Genomic DNA, 20,475 nt, shown 5'->3' with positions numbered 1-20,475 from the left:
TTATATAAGTTCTAAAACATTGGTATATTGCGGTTCAATAAAACAATAATTTTTGAAGCAATTAATAAAAATCGCTATTTTGTTTGCCTCGGTAAATGTCTTAGCCCAAGCAGATTTTAGTATCTCAGGAAAAATCGTAGATGCGCTTAACCAGCCAATAGCTTACGCCAATGTTATAGTAATGACAGCGGACTCCACACTCATTGCGGGAGTCAGTTCGACCGATAAAGGGGCGTTTAAACTCGTTAAATTGAAACAAGATACGTACGTCTTAAAAGTTTCGTTTTTAGGATTTAAAACCTATAAACAAGTGGTGGTCGTGTCGCAATCGCAAATTTTAGATACCGTTGTTTTAGAAGTAGATTCTGAAGCGCTTTCGGAAGTCGTGATTAACAATCGGAAACCCACACTAAAGAAAGAAGTGGATCGGTTGGTTTTTAATATTGAAAACACGTCTTTAAGCGAGGGTACGGTGTTAAGTGCTTTAAAAAGCACACCGGGTGTTTTAATTTTAGACAATTCTATTTCAGTAAAAAATGGTACGCCATCGGTGTATATTAATAATAAAAAAGTCCACTTATCCTCTACCGAAGTGGTTCAATTGTTAGAAAGCTCCACAGCCAATACTATTCAGAAAATTGAAGTCATAACAAATCCACCTGCAAAATACGATGCAGAAAGTGGTGCCGTTATAAACATTATAATGACTAAAAATTTGGTAACAGGCTATCGTGGTAAGGTGTTTACTAACTATACTCAAGGCGTTTACCCGCGTTATAATACAGGAATAAGTCAGTTTTACAAAAAGGATAATTTGGGTTTTAATGTGAACTATAGTTATACCGATTCTAAAAAAGACCGCTATAATCATGAAACCATAAATTATTATGACGATGGCGCTATAGATCAGGTTTGGAATACCCAATTAGATAGAGATGAATGGTCTAAAACACATAATATTAACTTTAATATAGATTATGCGATAGATGATAATAATGAATTAAACGTATCTTCCATCGTCTTATTAAATCCGGTGTACGATAATAGAGTGTTTAGTAACGCTGTAATTACAGATACTAATAACGACCCTCTTTACAATTATAATTCAGGCATTATATCAGACGGGGAAAAGGAAAACATCTCTTTAGATTTAGATTTTTTACATAAGTTTGATAACACAGCAACACTTAAGTTTAATGCGCATTATACCGATTACGATTATAACAGATCTCAAAACGTTCGGAGCAATTATTTTGATACTAACAATGTTTTTGGCCCTGGTTTACCCTACAATTTTCAGACGGCTTTTAATACAGATAATAGCCAAAAGACCAATATTTTTATCTCAAAATTAGATTTTAATTTACCAGTTTCTGAAACATCGACGTTTTCTTCTGGGGTGAAAATATCGAGTACTAAAACAGAGAGTAACGTGCATCAAATAAGCCTTAATCCAGAGGATAATACAGCGTTGCCGTCAAGCGCTTATTCCGATTTTTATAATTATGACGAGTCTATCGGTTCTGGTTATATCAATTTTGAGACTAGTTGGGATAACTGGAGTTTTTCAGGAGGATTGCGTGCCGAGCATACTATAAGCGAAGGCCATTCTATAACGTCTAACGCTATGGTGACTCAAGAGTATTTTGAGCTTTTTCCAACAGCTAATTTAAGTGTTGAAGCTTCAGAAAATCTAAGTTTATATTCTAATTTTAAACGCAGTTTAGAGCGCCCAAGCTACGAAACCTTAAATCCGTTTAATTTCTTTTTAAATGATAACACAATTGTCACCGGAAACCCAACGTTGCAACCCGCATTTACCAATCACTTTGTTGTAGGAACAACTGTTTCCGGAATATATACCTTTGAAGCGTATTACAAAAAAACAAAAGATAGTTTCTACGAGCTCCCTATTCAAAATAACACCGATAATATTATTGTTTACACACCAGTTAACATTGAGAATACCACGGAATATGGTTTCGATTTTGTAACCTATTTTAATGCGACTGAGCGCTGGTTTCTATATTTTGTAGCGTCAGTGTATAATATAAAGAACGAATCGGCCATTCAAAATAATGAAGTAAAGTTGGATCATTGGTCTACTTATGGCGCGTTAAACAACGATATTACTTTTTTAAAAGATAGAAGTTTAAATGCCAATCTTTCCTTTATTTTTGTTGGACGTAACTTACAGGGTTTTAGAATTTCGGAGAACATTTTAACGTCCGATTTATCCATTAAAAAAACCATTCTTAATAAAAAAGGAACCGTGTCTTTAGCGGTATCTGATATTTTTAATTTAAACGATTATGATGCGACCTTCAGGTTTAACAATCAAAACAATAGAAGCATTATAGAAGTGGATAATAGGTCTATTAAATTAGGTTTTAGTTATACTTTTGGTAATACCACACTAAACACAAATACGCGTATAAGAGAGCATAAAGAAAATGAGAGGTTAGAAAAGCAATAACTAAAGAACAGCGGGGTAGAAGTATCGCCTATTAATATACCGTACCACACTTCAGTTAAAATAACTACGATAAGCAACCGTTAGAATACTTTTATTCTAGCGGTTTTTTGTACCCCGCATAACAGACGACTTTAAAATGAAAACGACTTAACGACTGTAAATACTTAAAGGAAAGCGATTAATAGAAGTGATTTATAGCTTTAAGAAGACAATAATTGTACTGTGAATGATGCGTTTACATAAAAAGATGTAATTTTGCATAAAAAACAAACGACTTGGTAAAAATAGGTAACATAGAACTTCCTAACTTTCCATTGCTTTTAGCGCCGATGGAAGACGTTAGCGATCCGCCATTTAGAGCATTATGTAAAGAACAAGGCGCCGATGTGGTGTATACCGAATTTATTTCGAGTGAAGGGTTAATTCGTGATGCCGCAAAAAGTGTAATGAAATTAGATATCTATGAAAAAGAACGCCCGGTAGGGATTCAAATTTTTGGAGCTAATTTAGAAAGTATGCTTAAAACCATAGATATTGTAGAAAAATCGCAACCCGATATTATCGACATTAACTTTGGGTGTCCCGTAAAAAAAGTCGTGTCTAAAGGGGCAGGAGCAGGTATCTTAAAAGATGTCTGTTTAATGGAGCAACTCACAGCCGAAATGGTAAAGCGTACCAATATACCGATCACCGTAAAAACACGTTTGGGCTGGGATAACGATTCCATTCGCATCCTTGAGGTGGCCGAGCGTTTGCAAGATGTTGGCTGTAAAGCTATTTCTATTCACGGTAGAACGCGAGCACAAATGTATAAAGGCGAGGCCAATTGGGCACCCATTGCTGAGGTTAAAAACAACCCTAGAATGCATATTCCTGTTTTTGGAAATGGAGATGTTACCACACCAGAACTCGCCATGAAAATGCGGGACGAATACGGTTTAGATGGTTGTATGATTGGACGTGCAAGTATTGGAAATCCTTGGTTTTTTAATCAGGTAAAGCACTATTTTAATACCGGTGAGCACTTAGCACCAATTACCATAGCCGAACGTGTAGAGGCGGCAAAACGTCACTTACAGATGGCAATAGATTGGAAAGGTGAAACGCTGGGCGTACTAGAAACTAGAAGACATTATACCAATTATTTTAAAGGTATTCCACATTTTAAAGAATACCGTACTAAAATGGTGACTAGCGACGGTGCTAAAGACGTTTTTAATGCTTTAGATGACGTTTTAAGGGATTTTTCAGAGTACCAGTTTACAGTATAACATTTTTATATGATAAATCAGCTAAAACGGATATGGGCGGTTATTGGACCTCTTTTATTTATAGGTTTGGGTCTCTATATATTAGACACATCCCAGACTCTTGCAGGTAAAATTATTGGCTGGACTAGTATTATTTTCTGGTCCGCTTTATTTTACTTTTTAGTGTATAAACTAATAAGTGCTTCTAGAAACACTACGGTTGATAACTAAAACCTGAAGAGTTGCAGTTAAAAATCAGCTGGTACGTACTAGTTTTTTAGAAATACGAACCGATGCTATTTTTGAAGCCATAATACCTAAAACAGTAATCGTTACAAAAACAATAACGACGTTTTCTAACCGAATATCCACAGGGTAGGGAAGAATAGGTGTTAGCATAACTAAAGAGAAGTTGCTTTGTAATACAATTACTAAAAGACCAATACCTAAGCCAATAATACCACCAACCAACGTCATGAGTGTGCCTTGTAAAAAGAATATACGACGGATATCGCGCACCGTAGCGCCTAAATTAAATAAGGTGTTTAAGGTGGCTTTTTTATCTAAAATCATCATAATTATAGAGCCAATAACATTAAACAGTGCGATAATTAGCACTAGCGTAAAAATTAAATACACCACCAGATTTTCTGTGTTTAGCATTTTGTAAAGGGCATCGTTAAGTTGCGCTCTATTTTTAACACTAATTTTATCTCCTAAAATGTTTTGAATTTCAGCCTTTACAGTCTCCTCATCGGCATCGGGTTGTAGTTTGAATTCGAGACTGGAAATCTGATTTTTAGAATACCCTAATAATTCCCGAGCCAAATCAATTGAAGAAAAAATATAGCTATCGTTTAGTTTTTCATTGATAAAGAAAATACCCACGTTAACCGTTTGCACTTGCTTAAAAGCGTCTTTAGTAGACGTTATTTGTCCTTTTCCAGGTTTAGGTACAAAGAGCGACACCCGTTTGCCGTAATCTAAAACACCTAACGATAAATTATTAGCAATACCACTTCCCACCACAATTTGACTCGTTTTCTGAGTCACCCAACTGCCTTGAATTATATTAGAATCCACGTTATTTACACGGTTAAATTGCTCATCGACGCCTTTTAAATACGCAGGATAAGGTTTGCCGTCAAACGATGAAAATACGCGCTCTTCAATAACTCTAGAGTACGAAGCAATGCCTGTAATGGCTTGCAATTTCGTTTCTATAGTTTCGTTAAATATAAAAGATTTACCAATGGTAGTTTCAGCCTTTAGATCGGGATCAATAAGGCTCGTATATTCTAATGTAAAATTCTTTAACCCCGCAAAGCCGGACAATACAATAAATAATGATGCGGCACCTAAAACAATACCAACTAATGCTAATAGGGTAATAAAATTGATTGCATTATTACTGCTTTTAGAGCGTAAATACCGTTTGGCTATGTATAAAGAAAAATTCATAAATTATACGCGCATATCAAGACATTGAAGAGTTAAAACCATACGTTAAAATCGTTTACGATTTTTTTCTAGATCCTAAAGAATCGGGGTCATTTATGGGGTTGTCGGTTCTTTTTAAAGATTGCTCAATTTTATCAATATGCTCTAAAGAATCGTCGATATAAAACTCTAAATGTGGCACACGGCGCAATTGGTTTTTGGTGCGTTTCGCTAATTCGTGTTTTATAAACGGTTGGTTCGAGCGGATGCCCGTTACCAATTCTTTAGCTTTATCATTCGGGAATATGCTTAAATATACCTTAGCCGATAATAAATCTGCCGTTACTTTAACTTTAGAAACCGATATAATAACCCCACGCATACCACCTTGGGTTGCAGCGCCCTGAAGGATCTCTACTAAATCTTTTTGGATCACAGATCCTATTTTTTTTTGTCTTTGACTTTCTTCCATAGTGCAAAAATAGTTGATATTTAAAGATTATCTTACTTTTGAAAGTAAAATTCGTAACCTAAGCCAATTTAACCACAAAATGTTGTATTCTTATATTTGAGTTATTTTTTTTTCAGATAAAATATAATAATAAAGCATAGCTTTAGTTACGGTTTATAGTATAGTGAAATTTGGGCGAAAAAGACTAAAATATAGGCGCAATTTTGTGTTTAAATAGGGAGTTATATAAATATTGTAAAGAATGAAGAAAATTGAACATATCGGTATTGCCGTTAAGAATCTTAAGGAGTCTAACGCTTTATTCGGAAAACTATTCGGAGAACCGCATTATAAAGTTGAAACTGTTGAAAGTGAAGGTGTTAACACGTCTTTTTTTCAAGTCGGTGATAATAAAATTGAATTATTGGAAGCGTCAAAAGACGATAGCCCAATAGCCAAATTTATAGCACGTAAAGGCGAGGGGATTCATCATATTGCATTTGATGTGGCCGATATTGAAGCTGAAATAATACGACTAAAAGATGAGGGTTTTATTGTGTTAAACGACAGGCCGAAACGCGGAGCAGATAATAAATGGGTTGCTTTTTTACACCCAAAATCGTCTAACGGAGTGTTGATTGAATTGTGCCAAGAGATAAAAGAATAAAATAAAGGCCTACTATTTCTTGCTAGAAAAGAAAAGAAGTAGTAATATTGCACCCGATTTCGGTCCCATAGCTCAGTTGGTTAGAGCACCTGACTCATAATCAGGTGGTCCTTGGTTCGAGCCCAAGTGGGACCACTTTCTAGAATAAAAAAGACTTTAGTATTGTACTAAGGTCTTTTTTTATACCTTAATTTTAAAGGGCGAGAAGTCCATATAGAGTGCAGTCAAGAGGTTCTGAAGTAGTGTCACAGTAGCTGCAAATCTTATAGAGAAATCTGTTTTTGTTGCTTTTTTTCCGACGGTTTTCCGATTATTATGTTTGGCTCGAGGTTAATAATTTTTAAACAGAGTTTTAGAACAGCTCTTCACTCTCGTTCTAATCCTCTTTCCATTCAAATATAATAGCCGTACTCCATTGGGTATAAAAAACAATTTTATCAGCTTTAAATTTATCTGCAGTAATACAAAGAACTAAATCGGCATCATTTTGCCAATCCGTAAAAAACCATTTCCCTTCCATTGCTTGATGTTTCCAATCTGTTTTTAGTATTACCCAATCGGCATCAGAAGTATCTTCAGTAATGTAAATTACGAAATCCGCTTGCGATGCTTCATCTGTAATAAATACCTCCTGACTGTATACGGTTGGAACTAGAATCAACAAAAGAATCAAAAACAAATAATGACGCATAAGTTTAGTTTTATTAAATGTAGTAAAAACCCCAATCTTTATTCACTATCCCCAAACACTTTATAAACAATGAACGATAATTGATAACTTACGAATACTAAAACCACAACGATTACACTGTAGTGTCCTTTTACATCTGGCGTATAAAATAATAATAACATTCAAATAATTGAACGGTATGAGTAGTCTAGCCGTACTTATTTTAATGGCTACAAACGAATTTTCTTAAATAAGTTAAATATATTTCGGCATCTAAAGCTATGAGATATGCATTAGCTGGTACTGTAACATTCCGCGATTTTACAGCAACGCAATGCCACAAGTGGTGTGTCACGGTAATTTAAAAGAACACACTAAAGGACAACTGAGTATTTCATTAGATACTAAAAGGGGGTTTTTATACGGTCAAATTAAAGGCAATGGTTTTGGAGGTTTTCGTTGCAACAGCAAAAAACAAAAAGGGTTATGTATTGAGTGCTATAGCGGTAATTAATGAACATATTGCACCTCTATCTAAAACGGGAGTAATTACTATTGAAGAATTAAGATACTTCGCTACTTTACTAAAACGGTACGCTGTCTTAAGCATTTATAATAGTCTTTTCATCCACTTACGATATATTGAAGCGTTTATAAAAATAGACCGCGGGTACGTAATGCTAAAAAATTAAGAGAAGATACTTGTGTGGGTTATAAAGCGTCTGGAAGTCTTAGATGTTTTAGACCATCTGTATCGTTAATGCTACAACTATTATTAATGACGTCTTAAATTCTTACGGAATTTCGAAAAAGTAATTAAAAATTAGTTAAGTTTGGGTTTCCTTGAGGGTGTATAAAATCTCATAGATTTATATAAACAACCTTATTTACTAATTAAATAAACGAATTGTATCGGTAAATTGTTAAATAAAAACGAAATATTTATTTAATAGGTAGTTTTTTGTACATTTACAAACTAAATATGATACACATAAAAACATCAATAGCCCTAGTGTTCTTTGTGTTTATAACTTTTACAAGTTTCGCGCAAAATCCACCTCCTCCTCCTCCTCCCGGTCCGCCACCGCCACCAGGTTTGCCTATAGATACCGGTTTGGTTATACTATTGGTCGTTGCTATTGTATATGGTGTTTATAAGGTTATACTGTTTAAAAAGATTAGAAATGCTAAAACTTAATGTTTTAAGCTATTTAAACGGGAAACATATTTGCCAATCACATCAAATTCTAAGTTTACCACAGAGCCTTCTTTAAAGGTGTTAAAATTAGTATGCTCGAAAGTATAAGGAATTATGGCGACGCTAAATTCATCTTTTTTAGAATTGACCACGGTTAAGCTCACACCATTAACAGTGATCGATCCTTTTTCTATAGTTATATTGTTTAGAGTGCTGTCGTACTTAAAAGTAAACAACCAACTTCCAGAAGTTTCTATCACGCCAATACAAGTGGCAATTTGGTCTACATGTCCTTGAACAAGATGTCCATCTAGACGATCTCCCAATTTCATAGCGCGTTCTAAATTAACAGCATCGGTTAACTTTAAAGTACCAAGCGTTGTTTTTTCTAATGTTTCTTTAATTGCTGTAACCGTATAATTAGTATCAGAAATACTTACTACGGTTAAGCAAACACCGTTATGTGCTACACTCTGGTCTATTTTTAATTCGGAAGCAATACTGCTGTCAACAGTAATATGTAAATTCTGTAATTCGGTTTTTAGATCTGTAATCGTACCGATGGTCTCAATAATTCCGGTGAACATAGTTTTGAAAGTATTATTTAGTTAAATTTGCGAGTGTAAAATTACAAACAAAACTTATCAAATCTAATGAGGGAAGAAGAAAATATTATAGTGGGTATATCTATAGGTGACCTAAATGGTATAGGTTCTGAGGTTGTTTTAAAGATGTTCGAAGATCCTAGAATGTTAGAATTTTGTACACCAGTAATTTTTGCATCCATTAAAACAATGAGTTTTGTAAAAAACCATTTTAAATTAGAAACGCAGCTTCATAGCATAAATGCACTCGATCAAATAGCTCCAAATAAGTTAAATGTCTTAAACTGTTGGAAGGAAAATGTCTCTATACAATTTGGTAAAGAGGATTTAAAAATAGGAGAATATGCTATTAAATCACTGTCTGAAGCGACAGCAGCATTAAAAGATAAAACTATCGATGTGTTAGTAACAGCACCCATAAATAAACATAATATACAGTCTGATACCTTTAAATTTCCTGGCCATACCGATTATTTAAACCAAGAATTAGAAGGTAATAGCTTAATGTTTATGGTGACCGATACTTTAAGAGTGGGTTTATTAACCGACCACGTGCCGGTTAAAGATGTGGCCTCTCATATTACTGAAGAATTAATCACTAGTAAAATAGAAACCGTTTACCAATCGTTAATACAAGATTTTAAAATCAGTAAGCCAAAAATAGCCGTATTAGGTATTAATCCGCATACAGGAGACAATGGTGTTATTGGTAGTGAAGACGACACGGTAATGAGGCCAGCACTTCAAAAAATTAAAGAAAGCGGCAAGTTGGTGTTTGGCCCGTATGCTGCCGATAGCTTTTTTGGATCAAATAATTATAAAAGTTTCGATGCGGTAATAGCATCTTATCACGACCAAGGGTTAATTCCCTTTAAAACATTATCTTTTGGACAAGGAGTAAACTATACAGCGGGATTAAATAGAGTGCGTACATCGCCAGATCACGGCACGGCCTATGAGATTGCTGGAAAAGGTGTCGCCGATTTAGGATCGTTTGAAGAGGCTGTTTTTACCGCGATTACTATCTTTAAAAACAGAACCGAATACAATACATTAACCAAAAACTCGTTAGCTGTTTCTAAACGTAAGCGATTTAACCCAAAAAACTAGTTTAGGGATTAGTTTTAAATTTGTTAACGAAATAAAAAATGAAAGATATAAACAAAAAAATGTTTATAAGTCTGCTAGATTAATAAATAATTGTATATTTGCAGGCTCAAAATAGATGTGAAAATGAAGACATTGAAAGAGTTTACAATTCCATTTGTAGGTTTAAAAGAAGGAAGACATCATTTTGATTATGAAATTAAAAAAGAGTTCTTTGATAATTTTGAGTATGAAGACTTTAATAGTAGTGATTTAAAGATAGATGTAGGTTTTCAAAAGAAATCGACACTTTTAGAATTGCACTTTGAAGTAGCAGGAACAGTAAATATTAATTGTGACGTTACCAACGAGCCTTACGACCAAGAAATAGAGAACAGTTTAGATTTGGTAGTTAATTTTGGTGAAGAGTTTAACGACGAGAATATAGATATACTTATTCTACCTCACGGAGAATATGAAATTAATATTCAGCAATATATTTATGAATTAATTGTTTTGTCTCTGCCTTTAAAACGAATTCACCCAGGGGTTGAAGACGGAACGCTAGACTCAGACATACTTAATAAATTAGAAGAATTAAGTCCTAAAATAAAGGACATAAAGAAAGACCAAGAGGAGTCAGACCCTCGCTGGAATACATTAAAGCAACTATTAACGGATAAATAAAATAGAAAATGGCACATCCTAAGAGAAAAATCTCGAAAACAAGAAGAGATAAAAGAAGAACACATTACAAAGCAACTGCGCCACAAGTTGCGACTTGCCCAACTACAGGAGAGGCTCACTTATATCATAGAGCACACTGGTTTGAAGGTAAATTATACCACAGAGGTCAAGTTTTAATTGATAACTCAGTTTCTGAAGAAAATATGGCATAATTTACTATGCATGCATATAGAAAAACGCTCACTTGTGAGCGTTTTTTTTGTTATTAGCTTTCTTTTGGCGTTAAAAACAACTTTATTTGTGTAACATTGGCCTGAATTGATTAATTTTATTAAGATAGCGCCACTTTTAGACGATCTTGAACGCATTTGGTCAAATTAACTTAAAAAAGTATGAGTAAAATATCAGCAGCAATTACAGCTGTAGGCGCCTATGTGCCAGACTATGTGTTAACCAATAAAATTCTTGAAACATTGGTGGATACAAACGATGAATGGATTACTACGAGAACTGGAATTAAAGAACGTAGAATTCTAAAAGGCGAAGGATTAGGTACGTCCTATCTTGCTATTAAAGCCGCTCAAAACCTAATAGATAAAAAAGGAATAAACCCGGAAGATATCGACTTAGTAATAGTAGCAACAGCCACTCCAGATATGAAAGCCGCTTCTACAGCCGCTTATACGGCCTCCGAAATTGGAGCAGTTAATGCCTTTTCATACGATTTAGAAGCCGCATGTTCAAGCTTCCTTTTTGGGATGTCTACAGCATCAGCCTACATAGAATCTGGAAAATACAAAAGCGTTTTATTAATAGGAGCAGATAAAATGTCTTCTATGATTAATTACGAAGATAGAGCGACTTGTATTATTTTTGGTGATGGCGCAGGAGCCGTTTTATTCGAACCTAATCAAGAAGGTTTAGGTCTTCAAGACGAGTACTTAAGAAGCGACGGCGCTGGTAGAGATTTCTTACAAGCTACTTTCGGAGGATCGTCTTACCCGACAACGCCCGAAGCGTTAGAAAAAGGGCAACAATTTGTATTTCAAGAAGGAAAAACAGTCTTTAGAAATGCCGTATTTAATATGGCAGACGCAGCAGAAAAAATTCTAGCTAAAACAAAGTTAGCCAAGGAAGATATAGACTGGTTAGTGGTACATCAAGCTAATAAGCGTATTATTGATGCTACTGCAAATAGAATTGAAATAAGTCCTGAAAAGGTTATGACCAACATACAAAAGTATGGTAACACCACATCTGCAACATTACCATTACTTCTAAACGATTACGAATTACAACTTAAAAAAGGCGATAATTTAGTTTTTGCTGCCTTTGGAGGAGGATTTACTTGGGGTTCTATTTACTTAAAATGGGCTTACAATTCTTAACATAAACAAACTCAAGAAATTTAATAGCTAAATATTATGGATTTAAAAGATATTCAAAACTTAATCAAATTTGTTGCTAAATCTGGTGCAAGTGAAGTTAAATTAGAATTAGACGATGTTAAAATCACTATAAAAACAGGGTCTGATTCAGAAACAACAATAGTACAACAAGTTCCTATGTCTGCGCAAATGCCTCATATGCAAATGCCAAATGCACCACAACAGCAAGCAGCTCCAGCAGAAGCAGCTCCTGTAACACCATCGGAAGATTCTAAATATATTACTATAAAATCTCCAATTATTGGGACATTTTATAGAAAACCGTCGCCAGACAAACCTTTATTTGTTGAGGTAGGTCAAAATATTGCAGAGGGCGATGTGCTTTGTATTATTGAAGCGATGAAATTATTTAACGAAATCGAATCTGAAGTATCAGGTAAAGTTGTTAAGATATTAGTAGACGATTCTTCTCCAGTAGAATTTGATCAACCGTTATTTTTAGTAGATCCGTCATAACCATTTAAAAATTCCAATACAATATCCATAAATCCAAATCATTTTTTGGTATGAGATCTTGTCGTTAAAAACGATTGGAATTTGAAATTTTTAATATAAAACGTTATGTTTAAAAAAATACTAATTGCAAATAGAGGGGAAATAGCACTTCGTGTTATTAGAACTTGTAAAGAAATGGGGATTAAAACTGTAGCTGTTTATTCTACTGCAGATGCCGAAAGTTTACACGTTAAATTTGCAGATGAAGCTGTATGTATTGGGCCACCACCAAGTGCAGACTCTTATTTAAAAATGTCTAACATTATAGCCGCTGCCGAAATAACTAATGCAGATGCTATTCATCCAGGGTACGGATTTTTATCTGAAAACGCTAAGTTTTCGAAAATCTGTGAAGAGAACAATATTAAATTTATTGGTGCTTCATCTGAAATGATCGAGCGAATGGGAGACAAAGCCTCGGCCAAAACAACAATGTTAGAGGCTGGAGTACCTTGTGTGCCAGGAAGTGAAGGCATTATTAAAGATTTTAAAGAGTGTATTAAAATTGCCAAACAAACAGGCTACCCAATAATGCTTAAAGCTACTGCCGGTGGTGGTGGTAAAGGTATGCGTGCCGTTTGGAAAGAAGAAGAATTAAAAAATGCTTGGGATTCTGCGCGATACGAATCTAAAGCGGCCTTCGGAAACGACGATATGTATATCGAGAAACTGATTGAAGAGCCAAGACATATTGAAATACAGATTGTAGGCGATTCTACTGGAACAGCCTGCCATTTATCAGAACGTGATTGTTCTATTCAACGTCGTCATCAAAAGTTAACAGAAGAAGTGCCTTCTCCTTTTATGACCGATAAGCTTAGAAAAAAAATGGGTGATGCTGCGGTTAAGGCAGCAGAATACATTAAGTATGAAGGTGCTGGTACTGTAGAGTTTCTTGTAGATAAACACAGAAACTTCTACTTTATGGAAATGAATACCCGTATTCAAGTAGAACACCCCATTACAGAACAAGTTATTGACTTCGATTTAATTAGAGAGCAAATACTTGTAGCGGCAGGAGTGCCAATTTCTGGTAAAAACTATTTACCGCAATTACACTCTATAGAATGTCGTATTAATGCTGAAGATCCTTTTAATGATTTTAGACCGTCGCCAGGAAGAATTACAACATTACACGCTCCAGGAGGACACGGCGTTCGTTTAGACACACACGTTTACGCTGGATATTCTATTCCGCCAAACTACGACTCTATGATAGCGAAGTTAATTACAACAGCGCAAACTCGTGAAGAGGCTATCAATAAAATGAAACGCGCTTTAGACGAGTTCGTTATCGAAGGTATAAAAACAACCATTCCGTTCCATAGACAATTAATGGATCATCCTGATTATTTAGCTGGAAATTATACCACTAAATTTATGGAAGATTTTGTAATGGAAAAACCTAAAGAAGAAGAAGAGTAAAAACTAAAAAGCGACTTAATTTTAAGTCGCTTTTTTTTTTGCTTTAAACGCAACGAATATTAATTGGCGATTGAAAATTTTCTAGTAATACTATTTATTATTTGAGACACTTCAGTTACCTTAAAGGAAAGTTCTAAGTGATAGGTTGACGCTTCAAGTTTACTAATCTGAAGTTTTCCGTTCTTCACTTTATAGGCGCCCATTTGCCCTTTACAATAACACAATTTCACAAAAGTAACTTTAACATCTTGTAAGTTACTGTTTTCAAGGGTAACGTTTTCTAAAGTATTCTGTAATTCTATATAGACAAACTCTTGGTAGTTATCGTCTTCAGTATTTTCTATGTGGTTGCGCTTGTACTCAAAAGCCAAGAGCCTGTTTTCTCCGCCAAAAATTTAAGTGCAAGCGCTATCAATCTCATCAGTTACGGCCATTATTTATTGTCGCTATAAAATAGGGGGTAATTTAGCACACATTCAGGGAATTACGTGTAATGCTGTTCGCTTTTATTGTTATAATGACACAAAAAAAAGTGCTATCTATTAATTATGTTAAGTAATTTAACTTTTTTGACTTTGTACTCGGTGAATTACAAAGTATATTTAGGGCTTATTAATATAATTTAAAGTAAATCATGAAAAAAAAATTACATTATGTTCTATCGATAACAATGCTCCTGTTTTGTTTTTCGGTATTTGGTCAGAATAATCACTTTAAAAAAGTGGCTGATTCCAAGCAACAAATTAGCATAGCGAAAGGAACTACGTATTCTTTTGATATTGATCAATTAATGGGAGATTTAACTAAGGCACAAAAAAGAGGGATTTCTAATGAACAATCTAATAATGTAGTTCTTGAATTACCAAATCTTAAAGGTGAATTAGAGAGTTATTTAATTCAGGAAGCTTCAGTTATGGCTCCAGAATTACAAGCGCAATATCCACAAATTAGATCTTACGTTGGATATGGAATTGATTCACCAAGTTCTTATTTAAGATTCAGTGTATCTCCTTACAAGGGTATGTCAGGTATTATTCTTTCAGGAAACGAAGGAAATACAATGGTTATAGAACCTGGTAAGACTAATGTATCAACAATCGCAATTAGCAAAAAAGATAATTTCAATAGTAAAAGTCAACAATTTGAATGTACAACTCCTGATGTATTATCAAAAAATATTGAAGATGTCGCTCAAAACGCAAACAGTTCAGCTGACGGTACATTACACACCTTCGATTTAGCGATGTCTGTAACTGGAGAATATTCTACATTTCATGGGGGTACTTTACCATTAGTAAATGCAGCCATTGTGAGCACAATGACTACGGTTAATGCAGTTTTCGAGAATGATTTTAATGTTACAATGGTATTGGTTGCAAATAATGATGCCGTAGTATACTTAGACCCTTCAGCACAACCTTATAGCAGCACTGCAGATGCAGGATATAATAGTACCTTACAATCTACTTTAGATACAAATATAGGTAACCTTAATTATGATATAGGACACTTAATGGCAGGTATTGGAAACAATGGTAATGCAGGGTGTATTGGTTGTATCTGTATTGCTGGTTCAAAAGGAAGTGCTTATACAACAAGTACAAATCCTTCGGGAGTAAGTTTTGATATTGATTATGTAGCGCATGAAATGGGTCATCAATTTGGTGGACGTCACACGTTTACTTTTCAGTCAGAGGGAAATGGAATTGCTCAAATGGAACCAGGTAGTGGATCTACAATAATGGGTTATGCTGGTATTACTGGTGCAACCGATGTTCAGTCTAACTCAGATCCTTATTTTCATGCTATATCAATTCAACAAGTAACATCGCATGTAGCAACTAGAACTTGCGATATTGAAACAGCTACAGGTAACAGTGTACCAACAGCTAATGCAGGTGCCGATTTATTGTTGCCTATAGGTACGCCTTTTAGATTAACGGGTACGGCTACAGATCCAGACACTGGGGATGCGCTTACTTATTGTTGGGAACAATACGATGAAAATAATGCGGCTACGGCTTATCCAGATCCAACAGCGACTAATAGTAATGAGCCTTTGTTTAGATCCTATTTACCAACAGACAATACAACAAGAACATTTCCGAAGTTGTCGGACTTGGTTTCATTAGGTTTTAATGGAGGTCAATGGGAAAAAGTTCCTACAGTAGCAAGAACAGCAGATTTTAGACTAACAGTTAGAGATAATAAGCCAGGTGGTGCTGCTAATGATTTTGATAATATGGTTGTAACGTGGAGTAATGCTGCGGGACCATTTATTGTAACGTCTCAAGACACAGCTGGAATTAGCTGGTCAACAGGAGATACAGAAACAATTACTTGGGATGTTGCTAATACAACAGGAGCAGGAATAAACGTCTCTAATGTAAATATTTTATTATCTATAGACGGAGGTCTTACTTTTGATACTGTTTTAGCATCTAACGTAGCCAATAATGGTTCTTACGATGTTACAGCACCAAGTGCAGTGGCTCCTTTTTGCCGTATTATGGTAGAAGCTGTGGGGAATGCGTTCTTTAACATAAACCAGAAAAACTTTTCTTTAAACAGTACGGTTACAGAAACGTGTAACCTATACGAATCAGGACCTTTAGGTACTGCTATTCCAGACGGTGTAGCAACAGGTAGCGGACAAGGTCAAGCAGTAGGTAATGTAATTAACGTACCTGAAGCTTCTATTATTGGTACTGATACTACAATTAAAGTTAACGTAGATATTACACACCCTGAATTAAGTGATATGGTGGTGCAACTTCAACACCCAGACGGTACATTTATAGCTCTTTGGGGATTTGAATGTGTAGGGAGCTCTAATTTTGATATTACTTTTGCAGTAGGTTCACCACCGGTTGTTTGTGGTGATAATATTACGGGTACTTTTTCTTCTTCTGGAGATTTATCAAACTTTGACGGACTTAGTGCTGCTGGGGATTGGACACTTATTATGGCCGATTTTGAAGTGGGTAATACAGGTACTTTTAACGACTGGTCTATAGAATTCTGTACTACAACTTTAGGTACAGACGACTACACATTAGAAAATAATTTTGCAATCTATCCAAACCCTAATAACGGTGAGTTTAATGTGAAGTTTAACGCAACGTCTAGTAACGTATCTTTAGAGTTATTCGATATTAGAGGGCGTTCAGTTTATACTCAAGGATTTAACAATTCTGGAGCATTCAACGAAACTATTAACGTAGGGAATGTACAGTCTGGAATGTATTTATTAAATGTAAATGACGGTTCTAGAACCTTTACTAAAAAGATTATTGTAGAGTAATTTCTATTTCTTTGTAATACAGTTAAAACTCCGAAAGCAATTTCGGAGTTTTTTTATGCCCTAATTTTAAAAAATAATACCTTAAATTAGTGCTATGAATCTATCCTATTGGGAACGACAAAGCTGGCTATCCAACATCGATTTTACAATTATTGGAAGCGGTATCGTGGGGTTAACCTGCGCGTTACATTTAAAAAGTAAGTATCCAAAAGCGACTATTTTAATTGTAGAACAAGGTGTAATGCCGCAAGGCGCTAGTACCAAAAATGCAGGCTTTGCTTGTTTTGGTAGTTTAAGCGAAATATTAGACGATTTAAAGCACCATAGTGAAGAGGAAGTTGTAGCACTCATTACACAGCGTGTTGAAGGTTTAAAACTATTAAAACACACGTTAGGAGAGCAAGCCATTGGGTACAAACATTACGGTGGCTACGAGCTGTTTACGCACAATGAAACTAATACTTACGAAACGTGTTTACAGAAAAAAGAAAGCATTAATTCTTTATTAAAACCCCTCTTTAATGCCCCCGTGTTTTCTGTAAAGAACAATAGCTTCGGATTTGAAAATATTAAAAATCACTATGTATTTAATGCTTTTGAAGGTCAGTTGAATACCGGGAAATTAATGACAACATTACTACATAAAGTACAGGCTTCTGGCATAAAAATTTTAAATAGTGTTACGGTTGAAGTAATAAGCGATTGCGGAAATAAGGTAAGCCTAAAAACCAATAGTTTCGAGTTTTCATCGCAAAAAGTATGTATTGCCACAAACGGATTTGCGTCAAAAATTCTTCAAACCGATGTCGTAAAACCAGCAAGAGCACAAGTGTTAATTACTAAACCCATAGCAAATTTGCCTTTTAAGGGCACGTTTCATATAGATAAAGGCTATTACTATTTTAGAACCATAAACGATCGCGTGTTGTTTGGCGGCGGCAGACATTTAGATTTTAAAACAGAAGAAACGACCCGATTCGGACAAACACCTTTAATCCAAAACACCTTAGATAGCCTATTAAAAAGAGTTATTTTACCCACAACAGCTTTTGAAATTGATATGCGTTGGAGTGGAATAATGGGCGTGGGAAATAAGAAAAAACCACTATTAAAACAAGTGAGTAATAACGTATATTGCGGCGTAAGATTAGGCGGAATGGGAATAGCTATTGGTAGTTTAATTGGTAAACAGTTAGCAGAATTAACAACATAATGAAACGCATATTTCGATTTTTTCTTAAGCTTATTTTTTGGTGTTTTGTAGTGTCCATCGCCAGTGTTGTTTTGTACAAATTTGTGCCTGTGCCTGCAACGCCTTTAATGGTTATTCGATATTTCGAAAACGAGGAGACTAACAGAACGTTGTGGAAACACGACTGGGTGCCTATGGAAGCCATATCCAAAAAGTTACAATTAGCGGTAATTTGTAGTGAAGACCAAAATTTTTTAAACCATAATGGTTTCGATATCAAAGCGATTGGAAAAGCCTTCGAGCGCAATCAAAAAGGAAAACAGAGTAGAGGCGCTAGTTCTATAAGTCAGCAAACGGCAAAAAACGTTTTTCTTTGGCCACAACGAACTTGGGTGCGTAAAGGTTTCGAAGTCTATTTCACCTTTTTAATAGAGATTATTTGGAGTAAAGAACGCATTCTAGAAGTGTATTTAAACAGTATAGAAATGGGGGATGGCATTTATGGTGCAGAAGCCGCCGCCAACTATTGGTTTAAAAAATCGGCTGCTAAATTAACGACGTATGAAGCTGCTGCTATAGCTTCCATTTTACCAAGTCCGTTACGCTATCGTGCACATCCGGCATCGACTTACATTCAAGGACGAAAAAATTGGATTGTTAAACAAATGGGCTATTTTGGACGGCTTGAATTTAAAACTGACAATGAATCAAAATAAAGAGTCTAAACAAGCGCTTTATAACTTATGTGCCGCGTTTATTGAAGCAAAACGACAAACCATTCAACATACCATCTTCGAAATTCAGCAGTCATTAACCTCGGAAACTAAAAGTAGTGCTGGCGATAAACACGAAACGGGCAGAGCGATGCTTCAAATAGAACGTGAAAAAGCAGGGCAGCAGTTGGCTGAAATTCAAAAACTACAAGAGCACCTTTCAAAAATGGATTCAAAAATCATAGGTGCTACGATTCGGTTAGGAAGTATGGTTATTACAACGAATGTTAATTACTACATCGCCATTAGTGCGGGACGTTTAGAATGGAATAACACGGTGTTTTACGCTATTTCTCCAAGTACGCCTATGGGACAATTATTAATGGGTAAAACAGTGGGAGATAGTATTGTGTTTAGGGATATAAAAAGTACTATTATTCAGGTTTTGTAATCTGTAAACACACAGACTCGCCAATGGTTATGGATGAAGGATGCTCGAAAAGCACACTGTTTCCGTTTATATCGGCGCGGTGTAAATAATAAGCACCTTTAAAATAGCTGTTAGTAATTATAGCTTTGAGAGGAGAATGGGCAACAACGTGCAATTGATGCGCGTAAATAAAGGTTTCGTTTATAACACTAAACTCACTAAAAAAGGAAGCTATTAAAGCGGTTTCTGGTGCTTTGTAAAGGTTTTCAGGGGTGTTATCGGCAATAATTTTAGCGTGGTCTAAAACCAAAATTCTATCGGCAAAACCTAAAACATCTTCTTTGTCGTGCGTCGCCACAATACAGGTGATATTTTGCTTCTTTAAGTATTCAAAAACATTGCGTCTTAGCGATTGTTTCTTAAAATTATCGATATGACTAAATGGCTCGTCTAATAGTATAATTTCGGGTGCTTTGGCTAACGCTCGCGCTAAAGCCACTCGCTGTTTTTGTCCGCCACTTAATAATTTTACTTTTGTTTTGGCAAACGCAGTTAATTCTACAACTTCTAAAAGCGCTGCGGTACGTTCTTTTTTTTCATCGGGAAAAAAATTAGACAAGAATTTCCCTATATTTTCTTCAACCGAAATAAAGGGCATTAGTTCGAATTCTTGAGCGACATATTTCATAAAATCAGTACCAACTACTAAATTGTATTTTGGTCCGAGGATCGCTTCATTGTTCCAAGATAAATTCCCACTATCTAAATCGTACTCTCCGTAAATGAGCTTTAAAAGGGTGCTTTTTCCAGAGCCACTTTCTCCAATAACAGCAATATAATCGCCTGCCTGCGCCGAAAAAGATATGTCTTTTAAGATGGGGTTTGTGGTATAGCCAAATGAAAGATGTTGTACTTGAAGCATTGTCTCAATTTAAGTG

General features: G+C 35.3%; 21 protein-coding genes and 1 tRNA gene. 16 read left to right on the top strand and 6 right to left on the bottom strand.

Annotation, left to right across the window (positions count from 1 at the left end; genetic code table 11):
• Positions 1-52: 52 nt before the first annotated feature.
• Entirely contained in the window at positions 53-2,476 is a 2,424-nt protein-coding gene (locus ES676_RS08160) for a TonB-dependent receptor domain-containing protein (protein ID WP_148369831.1), read from the top strand.
• A gap of 275 nt (positions 2,477-2,751) precedes the next feature.
• On the top strand, positions 2,752-3,747 hold the full coding sequence (dusB, locus tag ES676_RS08155) for a tRNA dihydrouridine synthase DusB (RefSeq protein WP_148369830.1): 996 nt from the start codon (positions 2,752-2,754) through the stop codon (positions 3,745-3,747).
• Positions 3,748-3,981: 234 nt separating this feature from the next.
• Here dusB and ES676_RS08150 read toward each other — a convergent pair whose 3' ends face one another.
• Both ES676_RS08150 and rbfA read right to left on the bottom strand, forming a co-directional pair.
• Complete coding sequence (locus tag ES676_RS08150; protein ID WP_148369829.1) at positions 3,982-5,187, bottom strand: ABC transporter permease; 1,206 nt, start codon at positions 5,185-5,187, stop codon at positions 3,982-3,984.
• 55 nt (positions 5,188-5,242) lie between these two features.
• Positions 5,243-5,638: a 30S ribosome-binding factor RbfA gene (rbfA, locus tag ES676_RS08145; RefSeq protein WP_148369828.1), complete on the bottom strand. Its 396-nt coding sequence runs from the start codon at positions 5,636-5,638 to the stop codon at positions 5,243-5,245.
• A gap of 241 nt (positions 5,639-5,879) precedes the next feature.
• Here rbfA and mce point away from each other — a divergent pair, with 241 nt between their 5' ends.
• On the top strand, positions 5,880-6,284 hold the full coding sequence (gene mce, locus ES676_RS08140; protein ID WP_148369827.1) for a methylmalonyl-CoA epimerase: 405 nt from the start codon (positions 5,880-5,882) through the stop codon (positions 6,282-6,284).
• A 61-nt stretch (positions 6,285-6,345) separates the two neighbouring features.
• Positions 6,346-6,419: transfer RNA gene (locus ES676_RS08135), tRNA-Ile, on the top strand.
• Between the two features lie 241 nt (positions 6,420-6,660).
• Here the strand turns inward: ES676_RS08135 and ES676_RS08130 are convergent.
• The gene (locus ES676_RS08130; RefSeq protein WP_148369826.1) at positions 6,661-6,975 is read right to left on the bottom strand and encodes a DUF6150 family protein; all 315 of its coding nucleotides are present in this window, start codon (positions 6,973-6,975) and stop codon (positions 6,661-6,663) included.
• Between the two features lie 425 nt (positions 6,976-7,400).
• Here ES676_RS08130 and ES676_RS08125 point away from each other — a divergent pair, with 425 nt between their 5' ends.
• Both ES676_RS08125 and ES676_RS08120 read left to right on the top strand, forming a co-directional pair.
• Positions 7,401-7,646, top strand: coding sequence for a hypothetical protein (locus ES676_RS08125; RefSeq protein ID WP_148369825.1), 246 nt, complete (start codon positions 7,401-7,403; stop codon positions 7,644-7,646).
• A gap of 290 nt (positions 7,647-7,936) precedes the next feature.
• Positions 7,937-8,152: a PID-CTERM protein-sorting domain-containing protein gene (locus tag ES676_RS08120; protein WP_148369824.1), complete on the top strand. Its 216-nt coding sequence runs from the start codon at positions 7,937-7,939 to the stop codon at positions 8,150-8,152.
• Here ES676_RS08120 and ES676_RS08115 read toward each other — a convergent pair.
• Positions 8,149-8,739: a riboflavin synthase gene (locus ES676_RS08115; RefSeq protein WP_148369823.1), complete on the bottom strand. Its 591-nt coding sequence runs from the start codon at positions 8,737-8,739 to the stop codon at positions 8,149-8,151. The two genes, ES676_RS08120 and ES676_RS08115, sit on opposite strands and share 4 nt — an antisense overlap.
• 66 nt (positions 8,740-8,805) lie before the next feature.
• On the opposite strand from ES676_RS08115, the gene pdxA reads away from it, so the two are divergent.
• The 6 genes from pdxA to accC all read left to right on the top strand — a co-directional run bounded on the left by pdxA (position 8,806) and on the right by accC (position 13,898).
• Positions 8,806-9,867, top strand: coding sequence for a 4-hydroxythreonine-4-phosphate dehydrogenase PdxA (pdxA, locus tag ES676_RS08110; RefSeq protein WP_148369822.1), 1,062 nt, complete (start codon positions 8,806-8,808; stop codon positions 9,865-9,867).
• Between the two features lie 123 nt (positions 9,868-9,990).
• Positions 9,991-10,530, top strand: coding sequence for a YceD family protein (locus ES676_RS08105; RefSeq protein ID WP_148369821.1), 540 nt, complete (start codon positions 9,991-9,993; stop codon positions 10,528-10,530).
• An 8-nt stretch (positions 10,531-10,538) separates the two neighbouring features.
• Positions 10,539-10,742 (top strand): 50S ribosomal protein L32, encoded by a 204-nt coding sequence (rpmF, locus tag ES676_RS08100; protein WP_092131952.1) that lies wholly within the window; start codon positions 10,539-10,541, stop codon positions 10,740-10,742.
• Between the two features lie 180 nt (positions 10,743-10,922).
• Positions 10,923-11,918, top strand: a complete 996-nt coding sequence (locus tag ES676_RS08095; RefSeq protein WP_148369820.1) for a beta-ketoacyl-ACP synthase III — start codon at positions 10,923-10,925, stop codon at positions 11,916-11,918.
• A 36-nt stretch (positions 11,919-11,954) separates the two neighbouring features.
• Entirely contained in the window at positions 11,955-12,434 is a 480-nt protein-coding gene (gene accB / locus ES676_RS08090) for an acetyl-CoA carboxylase biotin carboxyl carrier protein (protein WP_148369819.1), read from the top strand.
• 105 nt (positions 12,435-12,539) lie between these two features.
• Positions 12,540-13,898, top strand: coding sequence for an acetyl-CoA carboxylase biotin carboxylase subunit (gene accC, locus ES676_RS08085; protein ID WP_148369818.1), 1,359 nt, complete (start codon positions 12,540-12,542; stop codon positions 13,896-13,898).
• 59 nt (positions 13,899-13,957) lie between these two features.
• Here the strand turns inward: accC and ES676_RS08080 are convergent, their stop codons facing one another.
• A complete protein-coding gene (locus ES676_RS08080) occupies positions 13,958-14,269 on the bottom strand; it encodes a hypothetical protein (protein WP_148369817.1) in 312 nt (103 codons plus the stop codon).
• A gap of 263 nt (positions 14,270-14,532) precedes the next feature.
• On the opposite strand from ES676_RS08080, the gene ES676_RS08075 reads away from it, so the two are divergent.
• From ES676_RS08075 to ES676_RS08060, 4 genes are all read left to right on the top strand, one after another.
• Entirely contained in the window at positions 14,533-17,202 is a 2,670-nt protein-coding gene (locus ES676_RS08075; RefSeq protein ID WP_148369816.1) for a zinc-dependent metalloprotease, read from the top strand.
• 94 nt (positions 17,203-17,296) lie between these two features.
• Entirely contained in the window at positions 17,297-18,415 is a 1,119-nt protein-coding gene (locus tag ES676_RS08070; protein ID WP_148369815.1) for an NAD(P)/FAD-dependent oxidoreductase, read from the top strand.
• Entirely contained in the window at positions 18,415-19,110 is a 696-nt protein-coding gene (gene mtgA, locus ES676_RS08065; protein WP_148369814.1) for a monofunctional biosynthetic peptidoglycan transglycosylase, read from the top strand. Before ES676_RS08070 ends, mtgA begins: the two co-directional genes overlap by 1 nt.
• Positions 19,097-19,558: a 3-oxoacyl-ACP synthase gene (locus ES676_RS08060; RefSeq protein ID WP_148369813.1), complete on the top strand. Its 462-nt coding sequence runs from the start codon at positions 19,097-19,099 to the stop codon at positions 19,556-19,558. Before mtgA ends, ES676_RS08060 begins: the two co-directional genes overlap by 14 nt.
• On the opposite strand, the gene ES676_RS08055 is transcribed toward ES676_RS08060, so the two are convergent.
• The gene (locus tag ES676_RS08055) at positions 19,542-20,459 is read right to left on the bottom strand and encodes an ABC transporter ATP-binding protein (protein ID WP_148369812.1); all 918 of its coding nucleotides are present in this window, start codon (positions 20,457-20,459) and stop codon (positions 19,542-19,544) included. The genes ES676_RS08060 and ES676_RS08055 overlap by 17 nt on opposite strands.
• Positions 20,460-20,475 lie beyond the last annotated feature (16 nt).

It is taken from the genome of Bizionia saleffrena (assembly GCF_008086175.1).
GTDB lineage: Bacteria > Bacteroidota > Bacteroidia > Flavobacteriales > Flavobacteriaceae > Bizionia > Bizionia saleffrena.
The sequence above is the reverse complement of the archived record's forward strand: the minus strand, read 5'-3'. Positions and strand labels throughout refer to the sequence as shown.

What these genes read in the sequence shown, in the direction of transcription:
- ES676_RS08150 (WP_148369829.1), bottom strand. Translation starts at nt 5,187, where the DNA reads ATGAATTTTTCTTTATACATAGCCAAACGGTATTTACGCTCTAAAAGC.
- rbfA (WP_148369828.1), bottom strand. Translation starts at nt 5,638, where the DNA reads ATGGAAGAAAGTCAAAGACAAAAAAAAATAGGATCTGTGATCCAAAAA.
- mce (WP_148369827.1), top strand. Translation starts at nt 5,880, where the DNA reads ATGAAGAAAATTGAACATATCGGTATTGCCGTTAAGAATCTTAAGGAG.
- ES676_RS08130 (WP_148369826.1), bottom strand. Translation starts at nt 6,975, where the DNA reads ATGCGTCATTATTTGTTTTTGATTCTTTTGTTGATTCTAGTTCCAACC.
- ES676_RS08120 (WP_148369824.1), top strand. Translation starts at nt 7,937, where the DNA reads ATGATACACATAAAAACATCAATAGCCCTAGTGTTCTTTGTGTTTATA.
- ES676_RS08115 (WP_148369823.1), bottom strand. Translation starts at nt 8,739, where the DNA reads ATGTTCACCGGAATTATTGAGACCATCGGTACGATTACAGATCTAAAA.
- pdxA (WP_148369822.1), top strand. Translation starts at nt 8,806, where the DNA reads ATGAGGGAAGAAGAAAATATTATAGTGGGTATATCTATAGGTGACCTA.
- ES676_RS08105 (WP_148369821.1), top strand. Translation starts at nt 9,991, where the DNA reads ATGAAGACATTGAAAGAGTTTACAATTCCATTTGTAGGTTTAAAAGAA.
- rpmF (WP_092131952.1), top strand. Translation starts at nt 10,539, where the DNA reads ATGGCACATCCTAAGAGAAAAATCTCGAAAACAAGAAGAGATAAAAGA.
- ES676_RS08095 (WP_148369820.1), top strand. Translation starts at nt 10,923, where the DNA reads ATGAGTAAAATATCAGCAGCAATTACAGCTGTAGGCGCCTATGTGCCA.
- accB (WP_148369819.1), top strand. Translation starts at nt 11,955, where the DNA reads ATGGATTTAAAAGATATTCAAAACTTAATCAAATTTGTTGCTAAATCT.
- accC (WP_148369818.1), top strand. Translation starts at nt 12,540, where the DNA reads ATGTTTAAAAAAATACTAATTGCAAATAGAGGGGAAATAGCACTTCGT.
- ES676_RS08075 (WP_148369816.1), top strand. Translation starts at nt 14,533, where the DNA reads ATGAAAAAAAAATTACATTATGTTCTATCGATAACAATGCTCCTGTTT.
- ES676_RS08070 (WP_148369815.1), top strand. Translation starts at nt 17,297, where the DNA reads ATGAATCTATCCTATTGGGAACGACAAAGCTGGCTATCCAACATCGAT.
- mtgA (WP_148369814.1), top strand. Translation starts at nt 18,415, where the DNA reads ATGAAACGCATATTTCGATTTTTTCTTAAGCTTATTTTTTGGTGTTTT.
- ES676_RS08060 (WP_148369813.1), top strand. Translation starts at nt 19,097, where the DNA reads ATGAATCAAAATAAAGAGTCTAAACAAGCGCTTTATAACTTATGTGCC.
- ES676_RS08055 (WP_148369812.1), bottom strand. Translation starts at nt 20,459, where the DNA reads ATGCTTCAAGTACAACATCTTTCATTTGGCTATACCACAAACCCCATC.